The following is an 11,552-nucleotide window of genomic DNA, read 5'->3' as shown; positions in this document are numbered from 1 at the left end:
ATCGGAGTTTGCTGCCCAAAAAAAAGCGCCGCAGAGCGGCGCCGTAAGCAGAGAGGTACAACATTCTCCGACAATCCCCTTTGGGGCAAGGTCCTGTGAGTACAGGGTGACTAGGAGTCGACTCTTGAAGGTGATTTGATTTTTCCTGTGATTTCCCGGGTTCAGAACTTGATGCTGGCACCTGCGTATAGGTAGCGACCAAGCAAGGAATAGTTCGCGGATCCGTAGGAGGTGTAGGGATGATCCGTCCAGGTTTCATTGGTGACGTTGTTCAAGCCCAGGTAGAGCTGGGTGGACTTTGTTACCTGGTAACCGGACCAGAGGTTGAAGTACAGGGAGTCTTCGACGACGCTGCTTTCGTAACGTTCACTGCGACCGTCCAGATCAATCGGGCCGCCCTGGGTGTACTTGCTGGTGAGGCGCAGGGACAGGTCATCGACGTAATACGTAGTCGTGAAATCGGCTTTCCACTCGGGAGTGCCAAATTCGCCAACGTAGTCCGTTGTTTCCAGCTCACCAGTGAGGTTGTTGGTCGAGGTGTAGGAGCTTTCCAGCTGGCGGTTGGCTACCAGGTTGAAATGCAGATCACCGGGTAGACCCAGGGTATCTTCCAGGTTGAAGCGGTAGTCGGCTTCAATATCGATACCGGTGCGACGCGCGCCGTCAGCATTGATGAAGGTGTCGCGCACCGACTCTACATCACCGTTCGCCAGTCGGGTTACCTGGGTACAGAAGTCATTGTTGATGCTCTCGGAATCGACACATAAGGCAAGCGTGTTACTGGCCCCGAAGCGTACGATCATATCGGTGAGGTCGATATCGTAGTAGTCGATGGAAAATTTCAGGTCCTCAGCGAAGGAGGGCGTGAACACGAACCCTGCGGTAAAGGTAGTGGCATCTTCTTCACGCAGTGCATCGTTACCTTCGGAGACTACCTTGCCGCGCTGTCCTTTCAGGTTGGAATCCCAGTTTTCCTGGATGCCGAGCGCTGTGCAGTTTGTTTTGCGCCGCCCGTCATCCGGACCACCATCGATTTGATCGGCATCACAGGGGTCCGTCAGATCGGAATAGCCGATGCTGGTACCCAGGAACATTTCCCCTAACTGTGGTGCACGCACAGCGAGGGAGTAGACGCTGCGGAATCGTACGCTGTCATTCAGCGCCCAGTTCAGGCCGGCTTTCCAACTGGTAAAGTTGGCCGCTTCGGTGGAGTACTCGGCGGCGCGCACGGCGGTTTCAAACTCCAGTGACTCCATAAGAGGGAGATCTGCTAGCAGCGGTACCAGCAGTTCGCTGTACACCTCGTGAACGGTGCGACTCTTGTCGTCGATGGGGGTTTGTTGCGAGCTGAGCAGACCAGACTGCCACAGTTCCGAAGGCTGGTAGTCGAGGTTTTCGTATCGGGACTCAAAGCCCGTGCCGAATTTCACCATTCCGGCAGGCAATGCGAACAGATCGCCGGTTATGTTTGCGGCGAAGGCGTGTTGCACAACTTGAGTGTTGGTGTCGTGGTTGGTCATGACATAGTCATTGACCGCCTGGGAGGCCTGTGTAAATGGAGAAAATTCCGGGCAATTACCCGCTACAGCACAGGGGCCGATCAGGGTAAAGGTGCTGGTGTCGATGCGGTCGTAGCGGAGGTTGTTGCCCTGGGTGAGTTGGGTATCGGTGTAACCACTGTTGATATAGGTATCCCAGTACCAGCCGTTATCGAATTCGCCCTCCAGAGTGGCGCTTAGCGCGAGGTACTCGCGGTCGTTCGTGTGCCAGCGAGGGCCGGCACTCGCAAAGGTGTAGGGGATTTGCAGCCAGTTGTCTTCGTAGTCGGTTAGAAGTTGCTGCACGGAATTGGGTACCGCGATACCGCTGGCTTCAAGGCCTTCCTGTGTTACCCAGGTGCCCCAGATAAAGTCCGGGTCAATTTCGTCGTAGGACTTGGTGTTGGAATACATCAGGTCCGCCGACAATCGGGTGCGGTCGGTAATTTCATAGGTCACGCGGCTGTAGCCGTTCAATCGCTCGAACGGACTGCGTGCGAAGTTATAGGCATTGGGGTCAAACCCGCTGCCATCGGTCGCCATCCAGCCTTGTGAGAGTGCCGATGCCGGGGTTCTCAAGCGGACAGTGTCACCGTCAATACCATACCAGTCGAGATCCCCGTATTCATTGTTCCACATGCCGAACACATTGCCGGCGATGTTGAAATCCGGGTAGGTGATGTTGTTGTGGATGATGAAATCCGGGATGCCATCTTCCGGCCCGGTATTTTTGGGGTTGGGTATATAGCGTGTGCGGCCAGCAGCATTGTCACGGTCGCGAAACAGCAGTGGTTTTTGTTCGAAGTAGTCCAGGGAGAAGGCCACGTTACCTCGGTTGTCGGCAAAGTTTTCACCGAAGGTAAACGTCAATCCGCCGGTTTCGCCACCGCCTTCTTCCGATGTGCCAAGTTGCGAGCGAATGGACACGCCCTCGTAATTGTCTTTGAGGATAAAGTTCACCACCCCGGCCACGGCGTCTGCGCCGTATACCGCGGAGGCGCCTCCGGTGAGTACCTCAACACGCTCTACCAGTTCACTGGGGATCATGCCGATCTCCGTCACCATCGTATTGCTGTCGGTGGTGATCTGGACCGGACGATGTCCATTGACCAGGGAAAGAGTGCGAATTACGCCCATGTCCCGCATGTCCAGCGCATTCAGTCCCGAGTTACCAAAGGAGTAGCTGCCAGAAGTGGAATCGTAGCCGGCACCAAACTGCGGCATGGTGGACAGTACCTCGTTGAGGTTCAGTTCCCCGGTCATTTTGATGGACTCTTTGTCGATCACTGAGGTGGGGGAGGGGCTGTCGAAGGTACTGCGTTGGATACGTGAGCCGGTAACAATCACTTCTTCAAGGCTTGCATCACCCAGCGCGTTATCCTGAGTTTGAGCCTGTGCCAGTCCACCGTGACCAGCGGCGGCAGCAATAGTGAGAGCCAGTAACTTCTTTGATGTCTGCATCGTGATTTACCCGATTATTGTTATGTTCAACTTTTATTTACTTGGTACACAAGATCAAATTAAGGCTAACCAATAATTACTTTGTGTGCAATAGCTACAAGTAGCTCATGGTCAAAATACGCATGGCGGGAAATGCAATAGCAGTGGGGAAAGCGTGAGCAGATGGAAAGGCGTTCGAATATCCCGGGACCTTCAGGTCCCGGGAAGCACGTTAGGGCAGTGAAGCATTACGGTCTCAGCTGTGGTGGCGGTGCTGAGGTGTTTCGGGAAGATCAGCGGGTTGCAGGTAATCCCGGTAGAGATAGCGGTAAAGCTTGCGGGGCAGCTTCTCCGCTGTGGGAGCAGACAGTTCCGATGGTGTCAGTTGGCCGAGCCAGGCAAAAAATTCACTTTGCCACTGCCCTGAATATTGATCGAGTTGCTTGCGATAACCGTCGAAATCATTTTTGCGCAGGTAGCTGGCCAGTGTAGCGAGACTGTCTGGGTCCTGTTGATACAGGAATTGGATGGCCAGGTAGCTCCATGAATACACCCGTGCGCCACCGTCGTCATAGGTGGTCGCGAAAATTTGTTCCAGCGTTGGGTATTCTGAAGGGCGGGTATTGTGGAGGTCGCGTTCCGCACTGTCGTAGTGCTGTCCCTGGGCAATGTAATTGGCGAGCCCCTCGGACCACCACACCATATGACTGGGAAAATGCCCGAAGCCCCCCCACTTGTTAAAGCGCCCGTCCAGATAGTGCACATATTCGTGCTCCAAGTTCCAGATACTGAAATCGGGATTCATCCAGAAGGCTTCAAAGGCAATAAACCGTGCCTGGTTACCTTTTTCGCCCGGGTCGCCCTCCAGGAACATGCCTCCGTTGTTGGTGTTGATATCAAACAGCAGGGCCGCGTACTCGTTGTACTGGCTGTAGTTATCAAAGACCACGACTTCCAGGCGATCGTTATGGTCCTGATCGACGGGCTTGTGATCACTTTGCAACTTGTGGTGGAAGTCCCCCTCCTGGGCAAGCAGGGTTTCGCAGGCCGCAGTCAGTGCCGGATTGCTGATGCTGTTCGCACGGATAAGCAGGGTGGGAGAACAACTGTGCTGGATCGGCAGTGCCTGCTCTTCCGTGGGGTAATGGCAGCGCCCCGGAAACTCTTCGTCACAGGCACTTTTTCCACGAAAGGAGGTGACCAGGTAGGGCCGGGTATAGAGCTTGCGCTGATCCTCTGTTGTGAGAAATGGAAGATCTTTCGACAGCAGTCGCCATACGGTTTCATCCAGCGCTGTGCCATTTTCTTCTTCGTCAATAATGACCTGAAGGTTGCCTAAAGCCCAGAGTGCGTGCTGTAGGCGCCAGAGACCGATTTCGGCAGCGTCCGGTGTCGCTTGCGCGTTGCGGATAAGGACCTCGGTGGATGGCGTGTTGGCAAGCAGCGCCTGTTTGACGAGCGGTTTGCTGCGTGCCTCGTAGGCGAGAAACCCGATGCTCCGGTAGGTCTCCCAGAGAGTGTAGCGCTCCTGGGCACTTTGCGGGCTTTTTGTTTTGGGGTCGTTCAGCGCGTATCGGTTAAGGAGGGCGTATACCGTGTCGAGATGCGGCGCTAACCGGGCCGTGAGTGGCGCGCGGTTGTAGTAGCGGTAGAGGGTAACCGTGAAATGCTCTTGTAACCGCGCCCCCTGATCATTTTGCTGAACAAATAATTGATGCTGACGCAGTTGGGTCAGAATTTTATCCAGGGTGAACCACTGTAGATCATCAATACTCTCCAGGGGGCCGAAGTAACTGTAGGCGCGCAGATAATAGAGTAGTGCGTCCAGATCATCAAAATTCGCCGTCGAATCCGCAGAAAGCTGATCGAGTTGCGCCAGTGCAGCGGAGAACTGATGAGTTTGATGGAGGTCGCCGGTTGACCAGAGTTCGGTATCCGGGTTCTCCAATTGTGTTATCAATCGATTGGTACTGGTTTGGTCACATCCGGAAGTCAGGGCCAGCAGCACGATGGCGGCTGTCGTCCACAGTAGAGATGCACGGGATGGGGGTCGATGGTGTTTCAGCATTCGCTTTGCTCCTTTCTTGTTATTGTGTGCACAATAACAAAGTGTGAAGACGGCGAATAGAGAGAAGTGGTTCTTTCGTGGTGGGGCAAGACAAAAAATCCCGGCCTTCAGGGCCGGGATAAAATGAATCAAGACGATAAAGGATGGCCAGCGATCAATTGGCAATCAGCTGAATACCGGCGCCGCTAAAGCCTTCGCTGGTGAGCACAGAGAAGTAATACCAGCCGCTGTCGGGACTGTTTATGGTAATCGACTCGTTGTTGTCGCTGTTGGTGGACCGTTGATCGTAGTCGCTGCTACTGGCCCAGGTCGCATCGTTGACATACAAGTCGCCATTGCCTTCACCACCGAACAGTTTGATGGTCAGGGAACTCGTGCCTGCGGGGATGTACGTATAGTAATAGTTGATGCTATTGCCATCCGTAATACAGGTACTGGTATTCAGCTCCAGGTTTCCGTAACCGACGGGAGTACCGCTACACGTTTGTGTCGCTGCCTCGGTAAAACTTGCGAGCAGGTTTACCCCGGAAAACGCGGAATAGGCTTTTAACCGGATGTACCAGCGGCCAGCTTGCGGGCTGGCGACATCGCACACTTCCGTATTGCCACCGATGTAGGGGCGACAATCGTAGCTGCTGTCGGTGGGCTCGCTGCCGTGGCGTACATAGAGGTCCGCATCGCCGGTGCCGCCACTGATGGCAATACTCAGGCTCTCGGCATTGGCGGGAACGTCGATGTAGTAGAGGGTATCTTCGCCTTGAGTGGCGACGGAAATGCCGGTGATTTCCTGATTGTTGACAATGGGGGAGGGGGTGTCGCTTCCGGTATCGCCGCCATCGTCGCCGCCGCCGCCATTATCACCACCGTCACCACCGTCATCACCACCACCATTGTCACCGTCAGTGGTGCTTTCGACCTGCTGTAGCCAGGTTTGCCACTCACTGTCGTAGCTGGTGCCGATATTGTTTACGTAGTTCAGGTAGGCATCGTAGTTGCCCGCGCGGAGGTAGCTGAGCAGTTGGACTACATCGTTGTGGTGTTTTTCAAACATGAAACGCACGGCGAGGTAACCCCAGCGGTAGACTCGATCCTGACCACTGCTGTAGGTATTCCCGAAAATTTCACTCAGGTTATAGGTACCGCTGCGACCAAGGTCTACCGCAGTGTCGTTGTAGTCTTTCTTGGACACATATTCGGCCAGACCCTCGATCCACCAGACGGTTTTGTGGCTGCCGGTTTGCGCATCGCCAAAACCACCATAGAGATTGAAGCGTCCATCCAGATAGTGGACATATTCATGGGTCAGGTTCCAGACTTCAAAATCCGGACGCAGCCAGTCGGCTTCATGGGCAATAAAGCGTGCCTGATTGCCTTCCGTGGCGGGGTCGCCTTCCAGGTACATGCCGCCGTTATTGGTGTTAATGCCGTAGAACAGGGAGGCGTAGGTGTTGTACTCATCCCAATCGTCGAATACGACAACTTCAAGATCTGTATTCAGATCATCGGCGACCGGGTTGTAGTTGGTATTGAGCAACTGGTGGAAGTAGGTTTCCTGGTCGGCCAGTTGATCACAGGAATCCGCAAATTCCACCGTGCTCATATCCTGGGCGCGGATCTTCAGGCTGCTACTACAGGTGTAGTTATTGGCCAGTACCTGTTGCTGTAGGTCTTCTTCGAATCCGCAAATGTCAAAGTCTGCACAATCACCGTAGTAATCCGCATTGCCTGCTGCGGCGATCCAGACACCCTGACCGGTACCCATCATGCTGTAGCGGTCGAGAACCTGTTGAGTTTGCGCGACCACGGTATCGTAGGCCGGGCTGGTTGTGTGCTGCAGGAAGCGGGTCAATTCTCGGGCAGCATTTTCCTGCATGAACTGCGCTTCGGAATCCAGCATCCAGTCAGAGCGTGCGAAGTTACCCAGCAATTGCATCAATTGGGTATCGCTACCGGCTGTGCTCACAAAGGTACTGGAATAGTGACCGCGAAAGAGCACCGTGAAGATTCCGTTAACCGACGCACGCATACTGCTGATGGCGGCCGCCTGCGCATTCCACCGCTGCAGCCACTCTTTGACCATGGGCAGATAGCGGGTGTTTTCTTCCGAGCTATCGATCAGGACAATGGCATCGATGGTGGCGCTGCCGTTTGTGCTCGACAATGCATAGAAGTCCGGGTTTGCGATAAACGTGTCGAGCGCTCCTACAACGGCGGACTGTACATTGCTGGAAAAGCTGACCTCATCCGGGTAGTAGTACTCGATGTAGTAACCGGTGCGGAGAAAGTAGAACAGCTTGTTGATGCTGGCATCGCCATCGGCGGCGCTATAGTCTGCCGCCATTTGCTGTGCAGCATTGGCGACCGTGACCATCTTCTGGTTGGTAAAGCTGGCAAAACTCGTACTGTTGCCGTCGTACAGGTCATTGATACAGCTGCTTTCAGACTGGAGGATATGATCCACCAGCGCCTGGCCGCTGTATTGCGCATAACCTGTTGCATCGCATGTGGCCAGTGGCTCGACAGCCAGAAGCGAGAAGTTCTGGAGTTGTAAGGTGGCGACTTGAGGTGTTGCCTGCTGCGACTGCTCTGGGTTGTATTTGGGCTCTACCGGGGCGCTGATCGTGAAATCGGAAGCCGTACTGGTAGTTGGCTTGGCCGGCATCGGCGCTGCATGAGCCTGGAGTGCTGCCCCGAGCAGCGTTGCTGCAAGCCCCGTCAGTAGTCCGTGTATGGACAGGGTTATGTGATTATTTTTCATGTTCTCTCTTTCTTTATAAGGATTTATAGCGGTGCGACAGTTGCGAAAGTGGCCAACTGCCCCACAGGTCGTCAGATGGATAATGTCATAGAGGGTCCTTTTATTATTGTGTATGCAAAAACATACCATTGCGCCCAGGATGTTTTTTGGTCCTGGCGCACACTTTTGGCGGGCATTGGCGGACAAAGCTTCCCGGCGGGACGGGCGGCCTATAAAGGATGAAAAGTCGTTCAAAAAAAGATCAGGTGATCTGAGCTATAAGCGCTAAATTTAAGAAGGGCGGAAGAGGCTGGGATCCAGCTTTTTGGCCGCACCGGCGGGAAATTGTGCTATTGGCGCAGCTTTCTCCCATCAATTAGGCGCGGAGTCCCTTGTCGAATTTGGGAAATCCTTTTCCATTCCGGGGGAATTGCCTATCATTCATGAATGAATAGTCAATTTCAGTCTCCAAATTCACGGACAGCTAAGGTCGGAAGTATGGATAAGGCAAAAGAGAAGGTTCAGCGGTTCCGCGCACGGGAGCAGCGTATCCTGGATGCGGCGTTGGAGCTGTTGCTTGAGCATGGTGAAGAAAAGGTCACTGTGGAGCAGATCGCCGAGCGCGTTGATATCGGCAAGGGCACCATCTACAAGCATTTCATCTCTAAAACAGAGATTTATATGCGGCTACTGATGGACTACGAGAAGTCCCTGACTGAACGCCTCAAGAGTGCCGTAGCGACTGCGGAGCAGGGCGATATTACCGCGCCCGCCCGGGCCTACTTCGAGTCGCGGATGGCGGATCCGGCGCGTGATCGCCTGTTCCAGCGCCTGGAAGAGAAGGTCATTGCCCTGAATCTTGCCCCGGAGATGATCGCCGAGCTACACGCCCTGCGAAACTCCAATGCTTCAGCGCTAAACCGTGTTTTCGAGCGCCGGATGGAGCAGGGGGTGCTGAAGAAGGTGCCCGCCTATTACTACTACTCCACCTACTGGGCGCTGGTTCAGGGGGCCGTTGAGCTGTATCACTCCAAGTCCTTCTCGGATGTGATCGAGGATCGCGAGGGTCTGATGGAGTTCATTATGGATGTGGGCGTGCATATCGGCGATATGTCTGGCCGTCGCAGCAGTGGTGAACCGCAATCCTCGCAAGTCGCACAAACCCCTCCCAGTGCATCGGGCGGTAGTTTTGGCTGAACCGCTCTTCAAGCAGCTTGAGAAGCTCCAGCAGGAATTTCCGGGCCTACCTCCGGTGGAGGCCTGGAACCCTGATCTCTGTGGTGATATGGACCTGGTCATTCAGGCCGATGGTCACTGGATCCACGAGGGCAGCGAAATCAAACGCCAGCCATTGGTGAAACTGTTTGCCAGTATCCTCAAGCGGGAAGGGCGCCACTATTATTTGGTGACTCCGGTCGAAAAGTGGCGTATCCGCGTTGAAGATGTTCCTTTTTTGATCACCCAGGCTGCCCGCGAAGGCGATCAAATCTTGCTCACCACCAATACCGGTGAAGTTGTATCTCTGGATAAAGATCACCCGCTGCTGCTCAAGCCATTCGGTGACCCTCCGCAACCCATTCCCTATATTGATGTACGTCCAGGTTTGCAGGGGCGCATGTCGCGGGATGTTTACTATCAGCTGATAGACTGGGCAGAGCCCAGAGCGCCACAGGAGCCGCCAGCGCGATTGTGCCAGTTATGGCTGAAAAGCAATGGTGAAGAATTTTTGCTCGGTGAGTATTGAAGCTTCTGATTCTGTTAGGACCGCGCCACCTTCCTGTCTGTTTTTTGTCCCTTCGGGATGTCTTTGAAATATCCCTGAAACACTAAATAAATATATCTGTCATTAATATTTCACAATGAAATATTTTTGCATAAATTCTTCGAATTTCTTCTTCGCGTCTTTCATTCGTAACATTTTCGCAACACTCCATTCCTAGACTCCCCCTCGTCCAAATTGCTTTGGCCATTTAAAAAAATAGTCACGGATTAATTTACTTCATCCTTGTTAGGGGGATTCATGAAACTTGTATCCAACAAGCTGCTGCTGGCAGCTGCGATTTCTGCTTTGCTGGCTGGTTGTGATAGCGGCGGTATCAATATTGCGCCTGAAACCAACGATAATTCCGTTGATAACTCCGTGACCAATCCGGACAACGGTGGCGATGACACCAATAACCCTTGTGCCACCATGGCTGGCTCAGGCGTTCAGGGTTCCTACGACGGTACTCACTGTAGCTACGGCACTGATTTCGTATCTTCCGCCAACCCGCTGGTTGAAGATCTGTACCTGCCGGCCCTGCCGAACGGCGGCGCACACATTTTTTCTGGCAGCCTGTTTGTTGGTCAAAACTTTGACGCCGACGCCGACATGGCGGCCGCCGGTATCGCCAAGGGCGGTGACGGTGTGGCTCTGGAAATTCAGGCCGGCGCTACCGTAGCCTTCGAAGACAACTCCGCATTTATGGTCGTTAACCGCGGCTCTCAACTGTTTGCTCGCGGTACTGAGTCTGCCCCGATTACTTTCACTTCCGAGTCCGATGTTCGCGGCGCGGTAGGTCCTGAAGATGTTTCCCAGTGGGGCGGCATGGTCATCAACGGCTTCGGCGTAACTAACAAATGTGCCTACACCGGAAACCTGGACGCGGGCACTCTGGCGCTGGATGGCGAATGCCACATTCTGGCGGAAGGCGCAGCTGGCGACGACCAGTCCAACTACGGCGGCGCCAACAACGAAGATAGCTCCGGTGAAATGACTTACGTTCGCGTCAAGCACACCGGTGCTCAGGTTGCCAACGGCGACGAGCTGAACGGCATTGCGTTTGACGCCGTAGGTAGCGGCACTGTGGTTAAAAACCTGCAGGCTTACTCCACCTACGACGACGGTATCGAGTTCTTCGGCGGCGCTGTAAGCATTGAGAACTACGTGGCGCTGTACGTGCGCGACGATTCCATCGACATCGATGAAGGCTACCGCGGCACCATCACCAATGCGCTGGTAATCCAGAGCGAAACCGACGGCAACCACTGTATCGAATCCGACGGTATCGGTTCTTACAAAGACGGTGAAGCGCGCAACGCTGACCTGATCGCCAAAGGCATCAACAGCCGTCCGGTAATCGACGGTCTGACCTGCATCATTTCTCCGCAGTCTGAAGGTACTCACGATCCGGGCGCAGGCTGGCGCTTCCGTGAGGGTATCTACCCGACCATCACCAATTCTCTGGTTGTCGCTTCCTTTAAAGCGGACGAAAACGGTGTTGAAGGTAGCAACTACTGCCTGCGTGTAGAAAGCGCCGAGACGGTCGCCGCTCTGGAAGCCGATGAAGCCTTCATCACCTCCAACATCTTCGCTTGTGAAGACAAGACCAAAGGTGACATGGCCGACCTGGAAGCCTGGGCAGAAGCCAACGGTAACCAGTTCGCTGATACGGCGGTAAACCCGACTGCCAGCATCGCTACCCAGCTGCAGTTGCTGGAAGGCACTCCGGCCATCTTCTCCATCAACGGCATGATCGTTGACGACGCCGCTACCACCGTAAGTCCGGTAGAGCGCGCTTACCTGGGTGCGTTGTCTCAGGGCGGCACCGACTGGACCCAAGGTTGGACCTATGGTCTGCACCAGGGCAGCCGTGCCAAGCCGCTGTGGTTTGAATAAGCCGTAAAAGATTAGGGCTTATGCCCTGATCTACAGGGCGCCGCTTTCAAAACGGGAGCCGGCGCCCTGTTTGCTTCTACCACAGTAAATAACAGGAAAATTGAGGCCTGG

The 11,552-nt window shown here is 54.4% G+C and carries 6 protein-coding genes; 3 read left to right on the top strand and 3 right to left on the bottom strand.

The features are described from left to right. Positions 1-161: 161 nt before the first annotated feature. From GRX76_RS13070 to GRX76_RS13060, 3 genes are all read right to left on the bottom strand, one after another. Positions 162-2,999 carry a TonB-dependent siderophore receptor gene (locus GRX76_RS13070; RefSeq protein ID WP_160153723.1) on the bottom strand — a complete coding sequence of 946 codons (2,838 nt, stop codon included), beginning with the start codon at positions 2,997-2,999 and terminating at the stop codon, positions 162-164. A gap of 235 nt (positions 3,000-3,234) precedes the next feature. Further along, on the bottom strand, positions 3,235-5,046 hold the full coding sequence (locus tag GRX76_RS13065) for a collagenase (RefSeq protein WP_160153722.1): 1,812 nt from the start codon (positions 5,044-5,046) through the stop codon (positions 3,235-3,237). Positions 5,047-5,200: 154 nt separating this feature from the next. After that, on the bottom strand, positions 5,201-7,804 hold the full coding sequence (locus tag GRX76_RS13060) for a M9 family metallopeptidase (protein ID WP_160153721.1): 2,604 nt from the start codon (positions 7,802-7,804) through the stop codon (positions 5,201-5,203). 477 nt (positions 7,805-8,281) lie between these two features. Between GRX76_RS13060 and GRX76_RS13055 the strand changes: the two genes are divergently transcribed. From GRX76_RS13055 to GRX76_RS13045, 3 genes are all read left to right on the top strand, one after another. Beyond that, positions 8,282-8,980: a TetR/AcrR family transcriptional regulator gene (locus tag GRX76_RS13055; RefSeq protein ID WP_160153720.1), complete on the top strand. Its 699-nt coding sequence runs from the start codon at positions 8,282-8,284 to the stop codon at positions 8,978-8,980. After that, a complete protein-coding gene (locus GRX76_RS13050) occupies positions 8,973-9,527 on the top strand; it encodes a DUF1285 domain-containing protein (RefSeq protein WP_160153719.1) in 555 nt (184 codons plus the stop codon). The genes GRX76_RS13055 and GRX76_RS13050 overlap by 8 nt, the downstream gene beginning before the upstream one ends. A 276-nt stretch (positions 9,528-9,803) precedes the next feature. Continuing rightward, on the top strand, positions 9,804-11,441 hold the full coding sequence (locus GRX76_RS13045; RefSeq protein WP_160153718.1) for a serine/threonine protein kinase: 1,638 nt from the start codon (positions 9,804-9,806) through the stop codon (positions 11,439-11,441). The last annotated feature ends 111 nt before the right edge of the window (positions 11,442-11,552 follow it).

Source organism: Microbulbifer sp. ALW1 (genome assembly GCF_009903625.1).
GTDB lineage: Bacteria > Pseudomonadota > Gammaproteobacteria > Pseudomonadales > Cellvibrionaceae > Microbulbifer.
The sequence above is the reverse complement of the archived record's forward strand: the minus strand, read 5'-3'. Positions and strand labels throughout refer to the sequence as shown.

Excerpts from the sequence above, each read along its gene's own strand:
- GRX76_RS13055 (WP_160153720.1), top strand. The coding sequence starts at position 8,282 with ATGGATAAGGCAAAAGAGAAGGTTCAGCGGTTCCGCGCACGGGAGCAG.
- GRX76_RS13060 (WP_160153721.1), bottom strand. The coding sequence starts at position 7,804 with ATGAAAAATAATCACATAACCCTGTCCATACACGGACTACTGACGGGG.
- GRX76_RS13045 (WP_160153718.1), top strand. The coding sequence starts at position 9,804 with ATGAAACTTGTATCCAACAAGCTGCTGCTGGCAGCTGCGATTTCTGCT.
- GRX76_RS13070 (WP_160153723.1), bottom strand. The coding sequence starts at position 2,999 with ATGCAGACATCAAAGAAGTTACTGGCTCTCACTATTGCTGCCGCCGCT.
- GRX76_RS13065 (WP_160153722.1), bottom strand. The coding sequence starts at position 5,046 with ATGCTGAAACACCATCGACCCCCATCCCGTGCATCTCTACTGTGGACG.